The 21,217-nt window shown below is 41.4% G+C and carries 20 protein-coding genes and 1 pseudogene; 6 read left to right on the top strand and 15 right to left on the bottom strand.

What is annotated here, in order from left to right; translation table 11 throughout:
- The first annotated feature begins 571 nt into the window (after positions 1–571).
- The 3 genes from JMW90_RS08615 (at position 572) to JMW90_RS08605 (ending at position 2,570) form a co-directional block, all read left to right on the top strand.
- A protein-coding gene (locus JMW90_RS08615; RefSeq protein ID WP_201563224.1) for an IS3 family transposase occupies positions 572–1,752 on the top strand; the annotation gives its coding sequence in 2 pieces (ribosomal slippage) (positions 572–827 and positions 827–1,752; 1,182 coding nt in all).
- A 142-nt stretch (positions 1,753–1,894) separates the two neighbouring features.
- Positions 1,895–2,251, top strand: coding sequence for a TM2 domain-containing protein (locus tag JMW90_RS08610; protein ID WP_201563221.1), 357 nt, complete (start codon positions 1,895–1,897; stop codon positions 2,249–2,251).
- Positions 2,252–2,378: 127 nt separating this feature from the next.
- On the top strand, positions 2,379–2,570 hold the full coding sequence (locus tag JMW90_RS08605; protein WP_201563219.1) for a hypothetical protein: 192 nt from the start codon (positions 2,379–2,381) through the stop codon (positions 2,568–2,570).
- Between the two features lie 19 nt (positions 2,571–2,589).
- Here JMW90_RS08605 and JMW90_RS08600 read toward each other — a convergent pair whose 3' ends face one another.
- Positions 2,590–4,116 (bottom strand): tyrosine-type recombinase/integrase, encoded by a 1,527-nt coding sequence (locus tag JMW90_RS08600; protein WP_227691910.1) that lies wholly within the window; start codon positions 4,114–4,116, stop codon positions 2,590–2,592.
- 174 nt (positions 4,117–4,290) lie between these two features.
- Positions 4,291–5,381, bottom strand: a protein-coding gene (locus JMW90_RS08595) for an IS3 family transposase (protein ID WP_201563215.1) whose coding sequence is annotated in 2 segments (ribosomal slippage) — positions 4,291–5,129 and positions 5,129–5,381 — 1,092 coding nt in all. Because the reading frame shifts where the segments join, the coding sequence is not laid out codon by codon here.
- 316 nt (positions 5,382–5,697) lie between these two features.
- Here JMW90_RS08595 and JMW90_RS08590 point away from each other — a divergent pair.
- The gene (locus JMW90_RS08590) at positions 5,698–6,009 is read left to right on the top strand and encodes a DUF1244 domain-containing protein (RefSeq protein ID WP_201563213.1); all 312 of its coding nucleotides are present in this window, start codon (positions 5,698–5,700) and stop codon (positions 6,007–6,009) included.
- Positions 6,010–6,083: 74 nt separating this feature from the next.
- Here the strand turns inward: JMW90_RS08590 and JMW90_RS08585 are convergent, their stop codons facing one another.
- Together JMW90_RS08585 and rluF are read right to left on the bottom strand one after the other, a co-directional pair.
- Positions 6,084–6,527, bottom strand: a complete 444-nt coding sequence (locus JMW90_RS08585) for an SRPBCC family protein (RefSeq protein WP_201563211.1) — start codon at positions 6,525–6,527, stop codon at positions 6,084–6,086.
- A 101-nt stretch (positions 6,528–6,628) separates the two neighbouring features.
- On the bottom strand, positions 6,629–7,615 hold the full coding sequence (rluF, locus tag JMW90_RS08580) for a 23S rRNA pseudouridine(2604) synthase RluF (protein ID WP_201563209.1): 987 nt from the start codon (positions 7,613–7,615) through the stop codon (positions 6,629–6,631).
- A 1,331-nt stretch (positions 7,616–8,946) separates the two neighbouring features.
- Here rluF and JMW90_RS14070 point away from each other — a divergent pair.
- Positions 8,947–9,294, top strand: a pseudogene (locus JMW90_RS14070) (septal ring lytic transglycosylase RlpA family protein); the annotation flags it as partial.
- A 301-nt stretch (positions 9,295–9,595) separates the two neighbouring features.
- Here JMW90_RS14070 and radA read toward each other — a convergent pair.
- The 11 genes from radA to JMW90_RS08520 all read right to left on the bottom strand — a co-directional run bounded on the left by radA (position 9,596) and on the right by JMW90_RS08520 (position 20,772).
- The gene (radA, locus tag JMW90_RS08570; protein WP_201563205.1) at positions 9,596–11,041 is read right to left on the bottom strand and encodes a DNA repair protein RadA; all 1,446 of its coding nucleotides are present in this window, start codon (positions 11,039–11,041) and stop codon (positions 9,596–9,598) included.
- Positions 11,042–11,310: 269 nt separating this feature from the next.
- Entirely contained in the window at positions 11,311–12,021 is a 711-nt protein-coding gene (gene lptB, locus JMW90_RS08565; protein ID WP_379607833.1) for an LPS export ABC transporter ATP-binding protein, read from the bottom strand.
- Positions 12,022–12,223: 202 nt separating this feature from the next.
- On the bottom strand, positions 12,224–12,793 hold the full coding sequence (lptA, locus tag JMW90_RS08560) for a lipopolysaccharide transport periplasmic protein LptA (protein WP_379607825.1): 570 nt from the start codon (positions 12,791–12,793) through the stop codon (positions 12,224–12,226).
- A gap of 75 nt (positions 12,794–12,868) precedes the next feature.
- Positions 12,869–13,453: an LPS export ABC transporter periplasmic protein LptC gene (gene lptC / locus JMW90_RS08555; RefSeq protein ID WP_201563201.1), complete on the bottom strand. Its 585-nt coding sequence runs from the start codon at positions 13,451–13,453 to the stop codon at positions 12,869–12,871.
- Positions 13,450–14,016 carry a KdsC family phosphatase gene (locus JMW90_RS08550; RefSeq protein ID WP_201563199.1) on the bottom strand — a complete coding sequence of 189 codons (567 nt, stop codon included), beginning with the start codon at positions 14,014–14,016 and terminating at the stop codon, positions 13,450–13,452. The genes lptC and JMW90_RS08550 overlap by 4 nt, the downstream gene beginning before the upstream one ends.
- 39 nt (positions 14,017–14,055) lie before the next feature.
- On the bottom strand, positions 14,056–15,048 hold the full coding sequence (locus JMW90_RS08545) for a KpsF/GutQ family sugar-phosphate isomerase (protein ID WP_201563197.1): 993 nt from the start codon (positions 15,046–15,048) through the stop codon (positions 14,056–14,058).
- A gap of 434 nt (positions 15,049–15,482) precedes the next feature.
- Positions 15,483–16,040, bottom strand: a complete 558-nt coding sequence (gene hfq, locus JMW90_RS08540; protein ID WP_201563195.1) for an RNA chaperone Hfq — start codon at positions 16,038–16,040, stop codon at positions 15,483–15,485.
- A 449-nt stretch (positions 16,041–16,489) separates the two neighbouring features.
- Entirely contained in the window at positions 16,490–17,710 is a 1,221-nt protein-coding gene (miaA, locus tag JMW90_RS08535) for a tRNA (adenosine(37)-N6)-dimethylallyltransferase MiaA (RefSeq protein WP_227691908.1), read from the bottom strand.
- Between the two features lie 104 nt (positions 17,711–17,814).
- Complete coding sequence (gene mutL / locus JMW90_RS08530) at positions 17,815–19,557, bottom strand: DNA mismatch repair endonuclease MutL (protein WP_201563191.1); 1,743 nt, start codon at positions 19,555–19,557, stop codon at positions 17,815–17,817.
- 71 nt (positions 19,558–19,628) lie between these two features.
- Positions 19,629–20,114, bottom strand: coding sequence for a tRNA (adenosine(37)-N6)-threonylcarbamoyltransferase complex ATPase subunit type 1 TsaE (gene tsaE, locus JMW90_RS08525; protein ID WP_379607831.1), 486 nt, complete (start codon positions 20,112–20,114; stop codon positions 19,629–19,631).
- A 34-nt stretch (positions 20,115–20,148) separates the two neighbouring features.
- On the bottom strand, positions 20,149–20,772 hold the full coding sequence (locus JMW90_RS08520) for a 6-pyruvoyl trahydropterin synthase family protein (RefSeq protein ID WP_201563187.1): 624 nt from the start codon (positions 20,770–20,772) through the stop codon (positions 20,149–20,151).
- Between the two features lie 224 nt (positions 20,773–20,996).
- Between JMW90_RS08520 and JMW90_RS13915 the strand changes: the two genes are divergently transcribed.
- Positions 20,997–21,119 (top strand): hypothetical protein, encoded by a 123-nt coding sequence (locus JMW90_RS13915; protein ID WP_020443648.1) that lies wholly within the window; start codon positions 20,997–20,999, stop codon positions 21,117–21,119.
- The last annotated feature ends 98 nt before the right edge of the window (positions 21,120–21,217 follow it).

The raw sequence follows: 21,217 nt of genomic DNA, 5'->3' as shown, positions 1-21,217 counted from the left end.
CAGGTATGGCCATCGTATTCTATGGCTGCCACCCTACAGCCCTAATCTAAACCCCATTGAAAAAAAGTGAGCATAAGCGAAGTTTCTATGCCAAGGTTAGATGGAGAATAATTTGGATAAGTTATTTCAGGATATGTGCTGTATTTGTAAACTGACTACATAGTTAAATGCCTAAATATGATGAAATTTCAGTTGCCATGAGTCGATAAAAGTGCATAATAATAGATTGTAATAATTAGGTAACTTTTTGCAACTTAAGTACAAATATGAGTAAGCTAGTATAAGTTTAAATAAACATAAAAAACTTATTTATCGCTCAACTTATATCGTCACTCGACTCAGTTATAGTGAGCATATTAAAATTACTGAGCTAGCATACCGCTATTTGTACTTCAAAAAGAATTTCTCAAGACCCGCTCATTGTAAATATTAGAGTTAATCATCTGTTTTTCTTGTTTACCTTTAAAGCATGTTGACTTACGAATAACTTTTGAATTGTAGTTGTATGAGCTATGCTGAAGAAACCGTAGAGATAAACTTGGTAAACTAACGACTCAATGAGGAGTTTACCATGACCAAGAAGATCAGAAATTATAGTACAGAATTTAAAGCCGAAGCCGTCAAGAAGATAGCGGATAATAATGGCAATATTTCAGCGACTGCAAAGCAGCTTGGTATCGCCATGCAAACGCTATCTAATTGGCACAATAAAGCCAATCAAGGCAAAATTGCAGGAACAGCTCAATATGATCCTGATCTTATGAGTGCGCTTGAAGAAGTGAAACGGCTAAAACGCCAGCTTAAAATCGCTGAAGAGGAACGCGAGATCTTAAAAAAGGCCACGGCGTACTTTGCAAAGCACAGTTAGTCAGGTACGCCTTTATTAAAGACAACCAGCAAATATTTAGCATCACTTGCATGTGTCGTGTTTTGAAAGTAAAGCCATCAAGCTATTACGACTGGATAAATCGCGATATCAGCGACCAACAGATACATCGTAACCAGTCTGAGCTATTGGTTAGAGCTGCTCACAGTGAAACTAAAGAGCGCTATGGTATTGAGCGTCTGCATGCTCATTTAAGTGAACAAAGGCATGATATCAGCCCATACATGGTCAGAAGCATTAAAGAAGAACATAGCATCAAATGCCGTCGCCACAAACGTTTTAAAGTCACCACCGACTCCAATCACAACAAGCTGGTCTATCCAAACGTACTGGATCAGAAGTTTGATGCCAGTCGCCCTAACCAAGCGTGGGTCAGTGACATCACATATATTTGGACGCTTGAGGGCTGGTTGTATTTAGCTGGAGTAAAAGATTTATACACCAAAGAGCTGGTCGGCTACGCCATTAATAAGCGCATGACAGCGGATTTAGTATGCCGTGCACTCAATATGGCAATCAAAAATAAAGGGCCAAGCCAAGGGCTAATTGTGCAGTCTGATAGAGGCAGTCAGTACTGTAGCCACGCGTACCATAAGATCATTAAGCAGCATCAGTTTAAAGGATCAATGAGTGCTAAAGGCAACTGCTTTGACAATGCGCCAATAGAAAGCTTCTCGGGTGAGGAGCACTGCTCTGCAAGGAAGAACGAGCTGGTGTATCACCAAGACTATAAAACAAGATTTGCAGCCATCAGCGATATCATTGGATATATTGAGTTATATTATAATCAGACTAGGATTCAAAAGGGCTTGGGCTATAAATCGCCAAGACAGGTGTGGTTTGATTATTATCGTCAGGCTGCGTAACTAAAATCTCCCAAGTTTGACTGTACGGAATTGACGGCAGGGGTCAGTAACATACGATATTAGAAAACCTATTAATAATTACATAATTGTATTTTAAAAAAATCATAGCTTTTATTTAAAATTTTATCTAAGGAATGTATTTATGAACAACGTAGCTACTCAAAGATTTAAAAATGAAAATGAGAAATTTTGTACTGATTGTGCAGCGAATATTAATATGAAAGCTGAAATATGTCCTAAGTGTGGCGTTAGACAGATAGCAATGTCAAATGGGTTTGTATCAGCACAGAATGGTAAAAGTAGGGTAATAGCAGCTTTATTAGCTTTTTTCCTTGGTGCTTTTGGAGTCCATAAATTTTACTTGGGTCAGGTTGGAATGGGTATTATCTACTTACTATTTTGTTGGACTTTTATACCTGCAATCATAGCATTTATTGAGTTTATCATCTTGCTACTAATGAGTGACATTGAATTCAACAGAAAATATGGTGGATTATAACTAAAAAAGGTAGTGTTCTAAAAAGTGTCCTGGCATAAGACTGAGCTATGCTGAAGAAAACGTAAACATTAGAAACTTTTCTAAAAACTGTGTCACTGCTTATATTTCACTAACCGGAGAATAAGCAATGACTACTCAATCTGACATTAACAAACTGGCTGAGCAAATAGCTGGTAGTATTAGCAGCTTTGCTAACATCACCGCTTGGCAGAACAGACCATTGAGTAGTATCTATCCTATTTTCTACCTAGAGACTGCATTGACCTATGCTGTCAAATCTGCAGACTTAAACTTGGAAGATTTCAGTTACACAGCCTGACGTTATAATCTAGGCTAAATCATTCTTCATCTTTACTCCAGTCAAGCAGCATTACCAACATCTCTCCCAAAAACTTCAAAACACCGGACGATTCATAAGTAGCTTGTTTTTCAGATTTGGATTTCATTTTTCTGACAACTCTAACTTCAAAGCCTACACAGTTTTGGTTAGCTTCTACCCTAATGGTGCTATCGAGTTTATGCTTCTTCTTGAACTTCCTAACCTCTTTTATCTTGGTAGAAGTCAGTTGCCAATGGTGAGAAGCAATAATGTCACAGCCTATCTTCAAAAACTCAGCCAATAACTCATGTTGAGACTCTTTAATGCCAAACTTTAAGTAAGATCTAGAGGTAATGTGCTTTTTTTGATAGGTCCTGACAAACTCTCGCAATGTATCAGGTTTCTGTACGGACATGTTATAAGCATTATCCAATGCCGTGGTAATAATCGCTTGAGCAGTTTGATCTTTGACTTGAGTGATGAGCTTGGCGTTATTATTTAAGCCACTCGCGTTTTTGTATAACTCTCGTGCATTGTTTAGATAAATACCGTGTTTTATCGCTATATTTTCCAAATCTTTTTCACGTAACTCAGGTCTGATTTTATCTATCTCTCTTATAAAGCTAATAACAGCATCATATCTAGTATCAATAAAAATAGAGCGATGTATCGCATCATCTTCAGTATTCTGCTGGATAAGTTGAGCGCTCACATCGGGTGCTGTAAACAAAGGATTGTGATGTGCTTTTAGCTTTTTTGCAAAATAAGGCCTCAATTTTTTTAACGCTACTGTCTTAGTAGATTTGTCATAGGCAGTTTTATCATAATAATTGACAGTTTGATAATCTATAGCAGTTATATTCTGTAGTACCGTAAAAGGTATTTCAATTTTAGCGCTGCTTAACTGCCACCCTGCTAATAAATGTGTGGTATGGATATAATGCTCAAAGGTAGTGTCACAAGTCAGATGACCTACAAAGCTTGCTAACCCAAACCAAGTACCTTGATTTTGATGGTAACCAGCAAGACTGTCAGCAATATTTTGGCAATCCTCGATAGTATAATCAGTCATTACCTGTGCTAATGTAGACTGATTGATGGCTAATGCCAGCTGACTGATTGCCGTATGCCTGAAACTATGAAAAGTATAATTGTGATTATCTTGTCCAAGTACTCTATCCCATAGTATTCTCATCAAATTGCTAAAAAAGTACGTCGGTAGTGGCTGCCTACTAGCCCCTTGTGAGAACAAATACGACGCCCCCATTCTTTCTTGCTGAGCAATAAACGACGTAACTATTCTTAGCTCCTCTTTCTTTAAAAGTGCCGCCAATAATATCCTTCTTTTAGTACTGCTACTTTTAAGACGTAGATAAGGGTTTGGCGTAAGTACAACGCTAATATCCGAAAGATCTTTTATATTTTTGAGTTTTATACCTGCAATTTCATTAATACGCATGCCAGTACGATACGCTAGAATCAATATCGTCTGGCATAACAGCTTTTGACTCTTGTTTAATTCAGATACTTGTAGTGCGCTATGCATGGCGTTATATACTCGAGGGGATATCATACTCGCTTTGACGATCTGCTTGTTTTCTCCCCATGCAAAAACCACATCAGGAGCATTAAAATACTGCATCTGATATCGATGAAAAGCGCGTAGCCGTCCGTAAGTGTAAGGTAACCATCCCAACCATAAGACACTTAATAAATAGAATTAAGCTGCCTGATTTAGTTTCTGTATAGGTGTAAAACCGCCATTGCCCATGTTTGGGCGCTCGTTATTATAATGATATAACCAGTGTTCAGCTTGTTCTCTGACTTGAGCTAAAGTAGTAAACAGCTCTTGGTTTAACCAATCATACCTCATGGTTCTATTGTAGCGTTCAACATAAGCGTTTTGCTGTGGATTGCCAGGCTCAATATAGCTTATCGTAATGCCTTGATCACAAGCCCAGTCTTTGAGCGCATTACTAATGTATTCAGGGCCGTTATCACACCTTACTTGAACAGGTTTACCTCGACATTCAATCAGCTGGTTTAAGCTACGTATCACTCTTTGAGCGGGTAGTGAGAAGTCAATCTCAACCGTTAGGGCTTCACGGTTATAATCATCAATCACGTTAAACAGCCTAAAGGCGCGGCCATCGGTTAGGGCATCGTGCATAAAGTCCATGCTCCAGCTTTGATTTATCTTATCAGGTACAGCAAGTGGCACGGGTTTGGCGCGTTTGATACGGCGGCGGCGAGGCTTGATCCTAAGGTTGAGCTCAAGCTCGCAGTAGATGCGATACACACGCTTATGATTGTATGGCAGCCCCAACACATTGCGTAGGGTTAAGAAGCACAATCCAAAGCCCCAATTCTTATTCTGCTCGGTTAGATTTATGAGCAAGTCAGCGATCTGCTTATTCTCATCAGAGGCGACAGACTTATGGTAGTAGCAAGTCACGCTGATATTAAAAATCAGACATGCCCTGCGTATGCTGATGTCACGCTCTTCAATGTAGTGACAAGCCATCTCACGGCGCCCAAGCGGCGCTACCACTTTTTTGTCATGGCGTCCTGTAGGATGTCTGATTTAAGACATTCATCAGCATACATTTTCTTTAAACGAGCATTCTCAATCTCAAGCTCTTTTAAGCGACTGATAAGCGTGGCATCCATAACGCCATACTTAGAGCGCCAGTTATAAAAAGTGCTCTGTCCAATATTATGGTCACGACAGAGCTCAGTAATAGGCTCACCTTGTTCTGCTTGTTTAAGAATGTTGACGATTTGGTTGTCGCTAAAGCGTGTCTTTTTCATAGGATTCTCCTGCTGGTTTATTTTAGCAGTTAATCTCTATTTGTAAGTGTTCTTATTTACTGGGGGGATTACCCAGAGACTACAAAAAATTTATACATGAATTCAAAGCAGAAACTTGGCTCGCGATTGACCAAAGAGCAGATAGAAATGAAAAATGGCTCAATATTATGATTAAAAGACTCTAAGTTGATAAACTTTACTATAATAAGTTTACTAATAGACTTTTTTAATATAGATCAACACAGGTTGCGCGATATTTCTATCGTTAGTATCATTTCAGTTTTGAAATGACTCAATTACAATTAGGAAAAATGTTATGGCAAAATTAGAATCAAACATCGAATTAGAAGCCGCAGCATTTCGTCGCTTATTGGCTCATTTAGATGAGCGTAAAGATGTACAAAATATTGAGCTAATGAACCTTGCAGATTTTTGTCGTAACTGCTTATCCAAATGGTATAAAGCTGCTGGTGAAGAGCGTGGTATTGACATCGAATACGAGGATGCGCGCGAGCTGGTTTATGGTATGCCTTATGCTGAGTGGAAAGAGAAGCATCAACAGAAAGCAACACAAGAGCAGTTAGCGCGCTTTAACGAGATTGAAGCTGCTAAGAACAAAGCAGATTAAAGCTGCCAGTGATGGCTCAAATAAAATAAGCCACCACTAGATAGTTATATTAAGACCCCAACATTGCCGCTAGATTAGCGGCTTTCTATAGATTTGAGTATGCTACTAAACCCTATGGTTCCTTGTTTCTGCATTTGATGATCAAATAGGCGACCGATTAATGGCAATGGTACAGTCAATCGACCCTCAGACACCCAAGTCACGTGTGTGGTTCCATCGCCCAAGTCTTTCAAATCAATGACGCCTTTATCATGTTGCATTTTTATAGGTCTAGATTTTTCGATTCGGTATTGCATATGAGTAGGACGCTCAAACGCCGTAATTCGCTCCCAAAACTTAACAGGTCCCGATTGAATGGTACGTAAAGCCCCAACGCCATTGCGCTCGTCGTTACCTTCATTCACCAACTTAGCTACACCTACAGCTTTAAATGAGCCATAACTGGCGTGGTCACTCAGTGCCTCAAATACCTCATCAATCGGTTTTTTGACAATGCGTTCTACTTTTATTTTAAACATAATATTCTCCTGTTAAGGTCAAAGTTAAAATTATTTAGCTTACGGACATTTAAAACATGAATAAAGCAGTCACACGTTAAAAACTTATGATCGCGAAACTACTACCGCTTAGAACTTCGACCTTTTGAAGGGCGCTTACCATTGGTAGCCGGTTTGCCATTGCCATGAGACTTCTTGCCATCACCAAAAGGACGCCTATCTTTACCTTTAGAATCCGCTGGTTTTCTAGCACCATCCTTGGGATGTTTGCTATTGCCCTTTGCAGCTCCCGTTGATTTTGAAGATACTTTTGGCTTTGATGAGGTATCAGTACGAGCATTTTTTCGCGACGCATTACGAGATTTCTTGGCTGGAGTACTCGCGTCTGAAGAAGAACCTTCTATAGATTTAAGTAAATCAGACAACTCTTTTGGTGTTAAGTCTCGCCAGTCTCCAACGGGAGTACCCTTGAGGCTCACATTCATAATCCGCGTACGCTCGAGCTTTGTGACTTCATAGCCAAAATGCTCACACATACGACGAATTTGACGGTTCAAACCCTGCACGAGCGTGATGTTAAATACATTAGGCGCTACCTTAGTAACCGGGCATTTTTTCGTCATCTTGCCAAGCATTGGCACACCACCCGCTAAACCCTCAATAAAGCTGTCCGTTATCGGTTTATTTACCGTTACCAAATACTCTTTCTCGTGATTATTACCAGCACGCAATACCTTGTTCACCAAATCGCCATTGCTGGTCAAAAATATCAGACCTTGGGAATCTTTATCCAAACGGCCAATCGGAAAGATACGTACCGAATGTCTAACAAAATCAACAATGTTGTTTTTCTCCGAGCTTTCCGTGGTACTCACAATGCCCACTGGCTTATTCAATACAATAAAAACAAAATCATCGGCTTCTCGCGGCTCAATGAGCTGCCCGTTGACTTTTACCGTATCTCCAGCAACCACTTGCGCGCCAACTTGAGCACGCTTGCCATTGATGTACACATTACCTTGTTCAATAAAGCGGTCAGCGTCACGCCTGGAGCAAATACCACTTTCGCTGATATATTTATTTAGACGAGTCGAGGAAGCGTTAAACATAAAGTGCCCTTTTTACCTAATAAAAAGCCTTTTTTGCTAAGAAAAAAGCCTAAATTGAATGAATCAGCAATAATGAGATGGTTCAAATTATATAGGAAATTCAGCGCCCATTTTGGATGCGATGGGCAAAAACCTAGAAATATATCCAGAATCGTATAAATCATCATTCTATGACGGTCAATGTAATAGCTAGCCGTCGTTTTATTGACACGCACTAAGCTTACTGCTGTTTGACCTATGCATGTCTGCTTTATGATTGTGTTCAATAATTGTGTTTAATGATCGTAATGTCAGGTATTTAATCTAAGTGGCAGTTACACAGAATGTGCGATTGGCTGTAAATAAGTTCACTTGCGCCCAACTTATTTGTAAACAATTCTACATAAACTGTGATAAAAACCACCATCTCTCTACTCTAGTGGAACAGCTAAATGCATGATTTTATTAGAGATAACTGTAAATATTACTCTTATTAACCATGACTAATATTAAGTATTTAGGATTCAATCCCAACAGGTTTTATTCCTTGTTTTTTACAATTATTTGCGTTAATCTCGTCTTAGTGTCATTTATACATAACCTGTACAGAGCTACTAAGAAAGTTAGCATTTAATTATATTGTCGTTGTAGCTCATCCGTATAGTTAGCAACTTGTAGATTTCAGACTTTCAAAGTCACTACTTAATTAACGGTTTAATAACAAACTTATACGTAAGACTCTTGAAACCCTTTATTAACTTTGCAATGTTAAAAAGGCTGTTTGTCGAAGATTAGTATCTAATTTTAGTTGTTGATGAATGTTTTAATCAAGATTGTTAACTATCATTTGAGCGTGTCATAAGTGGGTTATAAAAACTGCCACCCAGTTATGATCACGAATTAAAAATTAACATATGTTAGAACTTATAAAAGCCGAACGATAAAATCAATCATTATGGAAAAGATAGATTGATATCGGTTTTTGAGTTTGCGGTACTGTTAAATTGGTCTAACACTATCTCGCTCACTCTAAGATGTTTTTAGAGTTAGGTTCTAAGGTATAAGTCATAGAGGTATTTATGAATAAGCGTTTATCTGGTTTACTTACAATGTCAGCGGTACTATTTGCTGGCTCTGCAATCGTTTCTAATGCAAATGCTGTAGAATCAAGAACCTCTCTTGCTATGATCTCGCAAGATAACGCCTCCCATATCGACCGTGTACTCGGTGAACTCAGTCGTCAACATGACGGCGCATCAAGCTTAGTCAAATCTGCACGCCAACCTACCTCATTAGCGCTTAGCAGCTCACTGTTAGCCAGTGATACCGCCCAAGTTAGTAATGATGAAGATGTGTTAGAGCGCTTAACAGCCGTCGCCTCTAACTCTGTGAGCAAATTCAAGCAAACCGGCTTAGCCTCTTGGTATGGTCGTCAGTTTCATGGTCGCAAAACAGCCAGCGGTGAAACCTTTGATATGAATGGTTTAACAGCCGCTCATCGCTCACTACCATTAAATTGCTATGTTAGAGTGACCAATAAAACCAATGGTAAAAGCGTCATCGTTAAAGTAAACGATCGTGGTCCATTCCATGGCAACCGTGTGATGGATTTATCTTATGGTGCTGCCAAAAAACTTGGTATTACTGCTAAAGGGGTTGGTAACGTCGCTATTGAGCGTGTTTCAGGACCTTCTTCTTAAACCATTAACGTTTTAGACCATTCGAGGTTTAAACCTTTAACGGTTTTGTAAGAGTATTTTAGATCTAAATAAAAGCGCCTAACTGCTAGTGAGTTGGGCGCTTTTTTATGCCTTAAATTTACAGGGTATATAGTTGTAAATGTTATAGTCAGTGAAAAGTAATATCGACCCATTATGTACTGCGGGTATCAATTTTTCTTGTTTGCTGTGTCTACGCAGACAGAGGCTGCAAAAAATTTATACCGGCAGCACCGTAGCGTTTTTGAGATATTTTAACTATAGCTTAACAAACGACAGCAAATTACAGTTCAAATGCACTGGCAATGGCATCATCAAGACGTTCGACTGCGATCACATTAATGCCTTTAAACTGCGGCGCATCTTTGGCAGGCGCATTGGCTTTAGGAATAATGGCATGCTTAAACCCATGCTTCATGGCTTCTTTTAAACGCTCTTGTCCATTGGGGACAGGACGAATTTCGCCCGATAAACCGACTTCACCAAAGACCGCCAATGACGATGGCAATGCTTTTTCTCTAATGCTGGACGCACAGGCTAATAATACTGCCAAGTCCGACCCAGTTTCTATCACTTTAACACCGCCCACGACGTTGACATACACATCTTGTCCGCTGGTATGGATACCGCCATGGCGATGCATGACTGCCAATAGCATGGACAAGCGCTGAAAGTCTAATCCTAATGCCATGCGCCTTGGTGAGCCTTGAGAATCATCTACCAAGGCTTGCACTTCTACTAATAGCGGTCTTGTGCCTTCTCGGCTGACCATGACTACAGAACCAGCCACAGGCTTATCATAACGGCTCAAGAATATCGCTGACGGGTTGGCGACCTCTTTTAGTCCCATATCTGTCATGCCAAAAATACCTAGCTCATTGACCGCGCCAAAACGGTTTTTGACGGCGCGAATCATGCGAAAACGCGAATCAGATTGTCCTTCAAAGTACAAGACAGTATCGACCATATGCTCAAGTACGCGTGGACCGGCAAGTGTGCCTTCTTTGGTGACATGTCCCACTAAAAACAGCGCCGTACCTGTCTGTTTAGCATAGCGTGTCAAAATAGCCGCTGACTCTCGAATTTGACTGACTCCGCCTGGCGCAGAGTTGATGGCATCGGTATAAATGGTCTGGATAGAGTCAATAATGGCAATCGCCGGCTGCTCTTGCGTTAAAGCCGCGCAAATCGTTTCCACATTGGTTTCTGCAAGGACACGAAGTCTGTCTGCAGGCAAATCTAAGCGCTTTGCTCGCATGGCGACCTGTGCCAATGACTCCTCGCCAGTCACATACAGCGCACTCCCTGCCAGTGAATCAGCTTTTGCCATATTGGTCGCCGTTTGCAATAGAATAGTCGATTTCCCGATACCGGGGTCACCGCCAATCAATACCACAGAACCGGCAACCAAACCGCCGCCCAATACGCGATCAAACTCACTGATACCTGTTGGTAAACGGGTATCTAAACCGACGCTCACCGCATTGAGCGGCATCACAGCACTATGCGTGCCCGCATAATTGCCCGCCGGTGTACCAGCACCACTTGCATTACGAGGTATGGCGCGACCAGCATTGGGCTTTGCTACGTTTTTATTATGATGTGGCATGCTGACATTGGGTGCTTCAAGTAAGCTGTTCCACTCGCCGCAATCACTACATTGCCCTGCCCACTTGCCAAAATGAGCGCCGCAAGCTTGACAGACATAACTGGTTTTATTTTTTGCCATAATATAGAAGCCTTATGCAGGTGTTCAAGTCTAAAATAGAGAGTATATGAAAAGGAATGACGCTTATAAGCGTATTTTTGAAGATAAGAACTAAAGTATAAATATTAAGATAAACAAGCAGTTGCTTTAAGAAGCAATGTTTCATAGAAGGATTTTGCAAACGGCAAAATATAGACAACACATGGCGAGGGCTGACTAAGAATGCACAGTAGCGAATCTTATGTCAGCATGGTTAGATAAGAAATCAATCAAATAATAAGTTAGCCAATCTATACCTGAAAGTCTTTACCAAGATACACAGATTTTACCAGCTCATTTTCTAGAACTTCTTCTGAGGTGCCCTCAGCAATGATAGCGCCCTCTGAGACGATATAAGCTTTTTCACAAATCGCTAAAGTTTCACGGACATTATGGTCAGTGATTAACACGCCAATACCGCGTCGTTTGAGCGCCAAAATAACATCTTTGATATCACCAACAGAGATAGGATCTACACCGGCAAAAGGCTCATCTAATAAGATAAATTTGGGGTCAGCTGCCAAGGCGCGAGCAATCTCGCAACGACGACGCTCACCGCCTGATACACTCATGCCCAGAGATTTTCGTACATGCTCCAAATGAAAATCATCAATGAGCTTTTCAAGCTCTTGACGCTGCTGGTTACTATTTAAATCTTTACGAGTTTGCAGAATCGCTAAGATATTGTCTTCAATGGATAGCTTACGAAAAATAGAGGCTTCTTGTGGTAAATAACCAATACCGGCACGCGCACGCTCATGCATGGCATATTTGGATAAGTCCATATTTCCCAAGGTGACACGGCCTTTATCCATATTGACCAGTCCGACTACCATATAAAAACTGGTCGTTTTACCGGCACCATTTGGACCTAACAATCCAACCACTTGCCCTTGCTCAACAGAAAATGAGACATCTTTAACAACCCAGCGTTTACCATAGCGCTTACCCAAGTTTTGCATCGATAAACGAGCAACTGGCTCAACATGATCGGTTGGTACTACAGGGTTGTTATTTCTATTATCATTCATAACTTACTCATAACTGACTTATACCTTGCTCATAATATGACAGCATTCCACTTCATGCCAACTGATCAGATGTTCAGTCGCTTATTTATGTTATTACTGGCTTTATGGGTCTTGGCTTAATTGATTATAACGCTTAGCGTATGCTGCTTTGGCTGTTGCTATTATTAGGCGGGAACACCAATTCCACGCGCTGATTGCCGCCAGCGGTCGCTTCCACATCACCGGCTTTTAGGCTATAGCGGATAACGTTTCCGGCAAAACTTGCGCCATTTTGTACCAATTTTGCATTGCCCGTCAGCGTGACAATACCTGTAACGGCATTGTAGTCAATCTTATTTGCCTGACCTTTTGCCAGACCTTTTTCTTGCGTCACAACCTGCTGCATCGTCGCTGGACGTCCAGTCGCTACTGCAGAATTGATACTGCGACCTTGTGATAAATTGACCGTAATATTGTCGGCCGTCATCTTAAATGTACCTTGGGTAATAACTACCGTACCGGAGTAGCTTGTAATACCGCTACGCTCACTATAAGTGGCTTTGTCCGCCAATAGTTTGATCGGCTGATTGGCATCTGATGGCAAAGCATGGCTATATAATGGCAGCGCCAACAGCATGACTACTGGTAATGTACGCAATCTATGCGACACTTGAATAGAGCGCGTCGATAGCAAGCGTAAAGTAGGCAAAGAATTAGATTTCATGAAAATTACTCGTTTTATAATGGGTAGTAGAGTTTGCAAACTTCCTGCTAGATGCTTCACTGAATAATATGCTAATTAAAACAAGGCTTTGTCTTGACGATCAGCGGGTGTAAAAGAGACCGCCACTTGACCAAATTCATAGTCGCCCATTTCAAGATTGGCTTTCATACTCGATGCTTCAAAACGGTTCATACCTTGTTCAACCTTGACTGGATCATTACTATACACTTGACCTGACTTGGTATTACCTTTCAATGTGGCACCGGTGACCTTAATGGGTTCGACTTCAGGCTTAGCTGTTTTGCCTTCACTGATTAAGGAAAAACCACCTGATAAACTCAGCTCGCCCGTCTGCTGACTGATAGCCGCTGTACCCGCTTCGATACGATAACGTTGCTCATCTGAAGGCTCCCAGTTCATGGTAATGCCTTTTATCTCATCTTGATTGGTTGCTGGATTGTGCGTCAATGACTCAGCGCTTAGCTCATATTCTGTTTCGCCTTGCTCGTTTGTCTGTACCGCCTTAATATCTGTTGCTTCATAATCGACATTAGAGGTTTCAATATTGACTGGCGGCGTGATTTCCCCTTGCTGCTTAAAAAACCAACCAGCAAGACCAGCTATGATCAAGGTAATGACTATTAAAACACGAGTATTCACGATAAGTCATCCTGATTTTTTACTTCATCAAGCGTATAGTGCGCGATAAAGTCTTGGTAATGTCCATGACCCTTTAAAATGAGATCACATACTTCACGTACGGCGCCTGTACCGCCGACTCGCGTGGTCACCATATCACTGCGATTGATAACCTCCGCATGGGCATTTGGTACAGTAGCCGCGAATCCTACCGTTTGCATGGCTTTGATATCAGGCAAATCATCGCCCATATAGGCGCAATCAGCAGCTGTGATATTAAGCGCCGGATCAAGGCTTGCAAGCAGCTCATTTAACGCCACCAGCTTATCATCACGACCTTGCACAATATAATCTACGCCGATCTCTGTTGCCCGCTTAGCAACCATAGGACTGCTACGACCGGTAATAATTGCGGTCAAAATACCATAACGGGCTAATGACTTGACGCCTACACCATCATAGACAGAAAATGCTTTGGTCTCAATACCATTGGCATCATAGATAATTTGACCGTTTGATAAAATCCCATCAACGTCCATGACCAATAGCTTTACTTGTCCGGATTTTTTTATTAAGTCTTGCATCAGCCATCTCTTCTATTAATATATACTCTAATATAACGCTTATTTTACACCGGCTTGTAGCAAATCATGTACCGTAATAATGGCTTCTAGGCGCAGCTTATCATCGATAATAAGCAACTGACTGATAGCATTTTCATTCATCACACTGAGTGCATCTGAAGCTCGCATAGATTTACTGATACGACGAGGGCTACTTACCATCAGCTCACGCATCGGTGTCTGTAAATCAATGCCTTTTTCCAACCCTCGCCTCAAATCACCATCGGTAAATATACCCACCACCTTTTTTTCATCATCCGTAACCACCGTCATTCCTAATCGCCCAGCTGACATGATAAATAGCGCTTCTTGTAAGGGTGCTTGCTGATTGATGAGTGGTAAATCTTCTAATTTGGTGTGCATCAAATCTTCTACTCGCGTCAATAACTGCCGACCCAGTGCGCCAGCAGGATGCGATAACGCAAAATCTTCTGAGGTAAAATTGCGCGCATGCACCAAGGCAACTGCCAATGCATCACCGAGCGCTAGTGTCGCTGTAGTACTTGAGGTGGGAGCAAGATTGAGCGGGCAAGCTTCTTGCGACTTACCAAGTGTCAATATAATATCCGCAGCATGGGGCAGCATACCGCGTTTATCTCGACTGATACTAATCAGCGGAATATTTAAGTGCTTGACCACAGGCAAAAGCATTTTTATCTCATCTGACTCGCCAGAGTTAGAGATGGCAAGCAACACATCCCCTTTGACCAACATCCCAAGGTCACCATGCCCTGCTTCACCAGGATGCATAAAAAACGATGGCGTACCAGTAGACGCAAATGTCGCCGCTATCTTACGACCAATCAATCCCGACTTACCCATCCCTGTCACAACCACACGACCTTGACACGCCAAAATGATGTCACAAGCCTGAGCAAACCTATCATCTATTTGCTCAGTGAGTAATGCCAGTGCCGCCTTTTCAGTATTGATCGCCTCAATAGCGGTATTAATAAACTGCTCATGGGTCAGATTGCGTTCAGGACTATTCATACAGTGGCTCTATATTTAGTGGCTATCGTCAAAATACTCTAAAAACGCTATGGTACTGCTGGTACAAATTTTTTGCAGCCTCTGTCTGCATGGGCACAGCAAGCAAGAAAAATTGATACCAGCAGTACATAATGTGTCGATATTACCTTTCACTGACTATATATATTCAGTGGTTCTCTATTTTATTAATTTTTCGTTTTCGATGACTCTATGTTTTTGGCTGTATATTCTTGTGATTTGATGAATCATTTTACTATACATTTTATTATACTATGAACCATATTAATCATTATGGTCAATATTAATATGATGCCGTAAGAATGCAGCCATAAGGGTATCGTGGGTGCGATTATAGATTATACAAATCTCAATACAAAAAAACCCACTATGATAGTAGGTCTTAATAGGATATTTCGATGTCTTAATAGGAAGGGTTAAGGATTGCTATCATCAGATTCGTCATTGAATTTATTGTCATGATCCACATTGTCTGACGGCGCTTCAAAACCGCGATCCTGACCAAAACCACCACGCTCAAAACCGCGCTCCTGACTTTGACCAAAGCTGCCACGTTCAAAGCCGCGATCCTGTCCTTGGCTTCCTTGACTAAAGCCACCACGATTAAAGCCACTACGATTGGCAAAGCCGCGTTCTTCAAAGCCGCTACCAGTAGCTGGATTTGCGCTACCGCCGCGCTCAAAACCACTACTCACGCCGCCAGTTTGACTTTGATAACCCATTGGGGCTGTGCCTTGTTGTGTAGTTGCGCTTGGCGTTGTACTGCTGCGAGGGTTACGTGCTGGCACGACTGTTGAGATAGCATGCTTATATACCATCTGACTGACGGTATTTTTCAGCAGAACCACATATTGATCAAATGATTCTATTTGACCTTGCAGCTTAATGCCATTAACTAAGAAAATAGACACTGGAATGCGATCTTTGCGTAGTGAGTTCAAGAACGGATCTTGTAAAGTTTGTCCCTTTGACATGAAATCTCTCCTAAATATTATATAATTATTGTTAGCGCCAATTATTCTAAGGGTTACTTCAATTATAATGGCTAAAGGTAGATACAATAATACGTTTTATCTATGAAACGTATCTAAATAAGTGCTAAAGCTTGTTAAGTCATTCTACTTTATCGTGAATATGTCATTATTGTAATAAATTAAGTAACCAGTTGTTGCGTAAGTTATCTATAGCACTAAATGTTGATGAATCATCACTAAAAATCGGTCATTACTTGCAACAGTTCATACTTTCATATAAGCAAATTATAACAGTTATCTACATTATACTTTGAAACTAATTGTCATTACTTTCGTATCTTTGTATGACGTTATACGGTCATGCTGTATTTGTAATACCACCGTTCAATAATTGATATTACAGAACATCAATGGTCTGACAAGCCTACGTAAATGATTGATATCACTTATTAAAATAAATACGCTCTCGCCTGCTCCATGGTGCTAAATGAGTGCAGCCTTAATTTATTCTTTTGAGAACCTGTTACATCATCAGCTCCAACAATGGATGTCGACAGCATTGTAGATGAGACTGTTGCAGGCACTGCTGCTACTGTATCAGACAGTTGCATCACTTTACGCAGCCACGTGTATTGGCGCTTTGCCAGCTGCCTTGTGGCATATAATGCCTTATTTTGCATTTGCTGACAAGCAAGCGCCTCGGTTTGGTCCGTTACCAATGACAAATGCGTCTGAGTCATGGCATCTTGTTCGTTACTTTCATCAATTTCAACATTTGATGACTCCGATTGAGCAAAAGCGTCATAAAACCGTGCTTTATCCAGATGGGGCTTCTCAAATACAGGGTGATTAATCTGTACCAGATATTCTAATACTTGTCGATAACCAACACAGCGCATCGATGGTAAATTTGGCGTTAAAGGATAACGCTCAAGTAAACTGATAACCTCCGCTACTAACCCTTCACGCCACATTATATCTAAACGCTGCTCGATACGCGTATGCAGCCATGGACGATCTGGCATGACAGAAATAGCATGCCATTGCTGATTGGGATTATGAGCCAATGCTTGCTTAGGCTGATGCTGCCAGTCACTCATAGGAATGTCTGTTTGCAAATATACTTCAACAGCACGGGTAATGCGCTGAGTATCGGTGGCATTAAGGCGCTCATGACTAATCGCATCGACTTTACCAAGGTAGTCATATAGCGCACTGATGCCTTCATCTTGTCGCCATTGCTCAACGCGTGCGCGAACATTGTCATCACTATCAGGCACTGGTGAGAGTCCGTCGAGTAATGCCATGTAATACATCATCGTGCCGCCTACCAGTAAAGGTATTTTGCCATTCTGATGACAGCTGTCAATCAGTCTTGCCACATCACTGACAAACTCAGCGACACTATAGCTTTGCATAGGATCAATGATATCGACCAAATGATGGGGATATCGTGCCAGCTCAGCAGCATTTGGCTTTGCAGTACCGACCGTCATGTCCCGATACACCAATGCTGAATCTACCGAAATCAGCTCATAACGACCACTGTCATAAAGCTCGTAAGCCAAGGCGGTCTTACCACTCGCTGTTGGTGCCATCAAGCACACCACGCTATTGTCCGCCAAACTGGGACTTAAGTAAGAAGATAGGCTATCAGACGAAAGTCGCATACGGTTGCCTTTAAAGGTCATGGTTCTGAGCGTAATAAGGTAGATGAGTGACAGCTCAGCGATGTATATTGGCTGTGAGGTTATATGCTATGTATAAGACACTGTCACTTGGGCACAGATGATAACATCAATGTGACTAATTGATGACTCTCTATAGAGTGGATAGCATATTTGCGCAATATCGCTTCTATGTCTGCTACAAAAGCTTGTGCATCTTGTGCTGACATCTGTTTGATTATCCTCGCCAATTGCTGATTAATAGTAGTGCTATTTAATTCTTTGACTTTGTCATACATAGTGCTGCTAAAGACAGTTGACTCAAACAATACTTTTAATCTTGACTGCCATCTCTCAGCGCTAATTAGCGCACACTGCCCTTGATAATAAAACAGTAGCCAAGGCAGCGCTTCATCGTCAATGTCATATATAACAGGAGACTCTGTTATCAAACCAGCGACACTATTTATAACTTCTAAGCACAGGGGTAAAGGTGGTGTGTTTACAGAGTCACTATCAATAGCATGACGACTGTCTTCTATAAACCCATTAACATGAAAGTTTTTGGTACTTTGGGATAACGGCTCATTTGCTGACAGCTGATATGTTTGCTTAGGAGCTTGAACTTGCTGACTTCGTATTGCATTTCTGATAGATAACGCTATTGGGTCCGAGCTATTAACAGACTGGTTTGTGGAGATATGCCTATTTGGTTTTGCATCTTTATTAGAAAAAATCTTTGCAGTGTTAAGCGTTTTTAGCTTTGCCCGAAGTGCATGGCTGAAATGCGCCATGATATTGTTCAGTGGACTGATTTTAATACGCTGCTTGGAGGGATGAACATTAACATTGAGCCACTGAGTTGGTAACTCAAAATACAGCGCATATCCCATACCTGCTAGCTGTGCGCTTTGAGCCATTTGGCGCAGCTGATTGCTAATCAATGCCTCTTTTACCAATCTGCCATTCACATAAATAAGCTTGGGTAAACTATGGTTGGTATCATGACTTGCCCACAACCAACCACCGATCTTCGCCGATTGCATGGTGCCTGCATTATCTTCATATCCGCCATTAGCATGAGTAGAATTAGAACTTCCAAAGTGCTGCTGTATTAGGCTAGATAAATCAACCGCGACTTCAATCGCCTGTTCTGTCAGTGCCAATCCAGTCGCTTGCTCAAGACGTGATAACGGCAGATAATTTTCAGTATCGTTATTTATAGTATTGATCGACAGTGATAGCCGTTTTTTATTATCATGAAAAAGGGTCAGTGCCACATCAGCACGTGCTAAAGCTACCTCACGAACGATGGTTTCGATATGAGCAAACTCAGTGGCGATGGATTTCAAGTTGCCACGCCGTGCTGGTACATTAAAATATAAATCTTTGACTGTGATAGTAGTGCCGCGATGATGGACAACGGGTATCAGCTTTGGCGTATCGCCCAATATACCAGCAACTTGTAACTGGCGACCAATACCGGTGTTATCATGGCTACTGGTTAAGGTCAAACGGGAAACAGCGGCCGTCGCTGCCAATGCTTCACCTCGAAAACCCAACGTCGTAATGCCATGCAGGTGTGCCACATCAGCGACTTTGCTAGTGGCATGACGCGTGACTGCCATGACCATATCATCGGGATGAATGCCCACGCCATTATCAATCACCTCAATCATACCCATGCCACCTTGGGTAATGCGCACCTCGATGTCTGTGGCATGAGCATCAATCGCATTCTCGAGTAGCTCTTTGACCACAGCTGATGGACGGGTCACGACCTCACCGGCTGCTAATTGATTGATAAGCAGCGGTGATAGTTTTTTGATACGAGTATGGCTATGTGGCATTGATGGGCATCATGTATTGAAAATAATAGCGGCAGATTTTAAGGGTTTAAACATCAGGAGTACGATTTGGTTTAGATATTTAGACTGGATACATCCAAACCTTGTGCTTGTCCTGCCTTTGACAATCGTATTGTAACTTGACGTGATTCTTTATCATCATTGCTATCACTTTGAGTCATATCAATAAATACAGTCGGCTGCGGCAAATAGCTGTTCGCTCGGCTCGCCCATTCAATAATAACCAACGCATTTGGCTCATCCAAATATTCATCAAAGCCTATAAAAGACAGCTCCTCTGGATCTTGCAGACGATACAAATCAGCATGATAAACAGGCTTGGTTGTGCCGTCACTTTGCTCAATACTATAAGGCTCCACCAAGGTATAAGTCGGACTTTTTACCGCACCCTTATGACCCAATGCTTGCAACCAATAGCGCGTTAATGTCGTTTTACCAGCACCCAAATCTCCTGCTAGCCACACACTGCCTGTCAGCGGTAAAGCAGCCAATTGCTTAGCCAAATTCTGTGTGTCGTCTTCAGAATATAACGTCAACATTTTCACGTTTTTGTCATTTTTTATACCACTATTATTAGGCATCAGGCTTACCTGTCTGTACTTGCGTTTGTACCTGCATAGTCACTGAAGGATTGATGAAACTCTCACCACGTATCAGTTTGGCATACAGCTCAGAGTCATGCCACTCTGCAGATACTTGCTCGCTAAATTCAAACTCTTCTAGCACCAGCTTACCCATTTGCTCATTGCTCACATCATCAGCAAAACACTGGGCATAACCTGTGGCAGTTTCGTGCGCAATCACCGAATACACACTGACATCAGACTCACCATTTTGCATTTGCGTCTGTTGCAAAATCTCTTGCGCCCAAAAGAATATGACTCGTGAAAACTGCTCTGCAGATGGTGATACCGGTAAGCTGATCCAGCGCGCACTGAATTTCTTACAGGCAGCGATGTACTCAGGGTCGTCTTTACTCCAAAAACAAATCGCGTGATCAAAACTGTCGATAATGTCTTTAATAGAGGATTTTAATAAGCCAAAATCATACACCATCTGCCCATGGTCTAAGCGCTTGGCTTCTAGTATCAGCTCAATCTGATAGCTATGACCATGGATCGAGTGTTTGCAGCGCTCAGAGCTACAGTTACGCACAATATGAGCGTTTTCGAATTTAAACAGTTTACGGATACGCATAATAATCAATCAACCAAAACAGTAAGCATCATTGTGCTAAATAATCATAGGATAAAGGTTTGCCGCGATTTATCGGCTTACTGCTCATTATAGCAAATCGTGATGTATTCGTAAGTAAGCACTTATTAACGCCATCGTCCATTTGCTTGAAGCTGGCTATTACTCAGCCTTAGGGCTATACTGATTTTACTAGATATTAATCGTTCACATAAAAGGACAGCATCATGAGTAAAGGTCAAGATAGTAAGAAGAATGTCAAAAAGAAGCCGCTGTTAACGGCAAAAGAGAAAAAAGCGGCAAAACAATCAAAGAAAGATGATAATGGTAGCATCTTAGGAAAGCATTAACAGTAAGCGCAGCAATATGCCAATCGAACCTAATGGTTTGATTGGCATTTTTTTATTTATATAATCAGTGAAAAGCAATGTCGATACCTTATTGTACT

The organism is Psychrobacter glacincola (assembly GCF_904846215.1).
Lineage (GTDB): Bacteria > Pseudomonadota > Gammaproteobacteria > Pseudomonadales > Moraxellaceae > Psychrobacter > Psychrobacter glacincola.
This window is presented reverse-complemented; position numbering and strand designations above follow the sequence as displayed.

Coding starts and splice junctions, on each gene's coding strand:
- lptA (WP_379607825.1), bottom strand. CDS start 12,793: ATGAAATCTAATTCTTTGCCTACTTTACGCTTGCTATCGACGCGCTCT.
- rluF (WP_201563209.1), bottom strand. CDS start 7,615: ATGTTTAACGCTTCCTCGACTCGTCTAAATAAATATATCAGCGAAAGT.
- hfq (WP_201563195.1), bottom strand. CDS start 16,040: ATGTCAAAGGGACAAACTTTACAAGATCCGTTCTTGAACTCACTACGC.
- JMW90_RS08610 (WP_201563221.1), top strand. CDS start 1,895: ATGAACAACGTAGCTACTCAAAGATTTAAAAATGAAAATGAGAAATTT.
- tsaE (WP_379607831.1), bottom strand. CDS start 20,114: ATGTTGACGTTATATTCTGAAGACGACACACAGAATTTGGCTAAGCAA.
- miaA (WP_227691908.1), bottom strand. CDS start 17,710: ATGCGACTTTCGTCTGATAGCCTATCTTCTTACTTAAGTCCCAGTTTG.
- JMW90_RS08585 (WP_201563211.1), bottom strand. CDS start 6,527: ATGTTTAAAATAAAAGTAGAACGCATTGTCAAAAAACCGATTGATGAG.
- JMW90_RS08605 (WP_201563219.1), top strand. CDS start 2,379: ATGACTACTCAATCTGACATTAACAAACTGGCTGAGCAAATAGCTGGT.
- mutL (WP_201563191.1), bottom strand. CDS start 19,557: ATGCCACATAGCCATACTCGTATCAAAAAACTATCACCGCTGCTTATC.
- radA (WP_201563205.1), bottom strand. CDS start 11,041: ATGGCAAAAAATAAAACCAGTTATGTCTGTCAAGCTTGCGGCGCTCAT.
- JMW90_RS08545 (WP_201563197.1), bottom strand. CDS start 15,048: ATGAATAGTCCTGAACGCAATCTGACCCATGAGCAGTTTATTAATACC.
- JMW90_RS08520 (WP_201563187.1), bottom strand. CDS start 20,772: ATGCGTATCCGTAAACTGTTTAAATTCGAAAACGCTCATATTGTGCGT.
- lptB (WP_379607833.1), bottom strand. CDS start 12,021: ATGCAAAACTTGGGTAAGCGCTATGGTAAACGCTGGGTTGTTAAAGAT.
- JMW90_RS13915 (WP_020443648.1), top strand. CDS start 20,997: ATGAGTAAAGGTCAAGATAGTAAGAAGAATGTCAAAAAGAAGCCGCTG.
- JMW90_RS08550 (WP_201563199.1), bottom strand. CDS start 14,016: ATGCAAGACTTAATAAAAAAATCCGGACAAGTAAAGCTATTGGTCATG.
- JMW90_RS08590 (WP_201563213.1), top strand. CDS start 5,698: ATGGCAAAATTAGAATCAAACATCGAATTAGAAGCCGCAGCATTTCGT.
- JMW90_RS08600 (WP_227691910.1), bottom strand. CDS start 4,116: ATGCATAGCGCACTACAAGTATCTGAATTAAACAAGAGTCAAAAGCTG.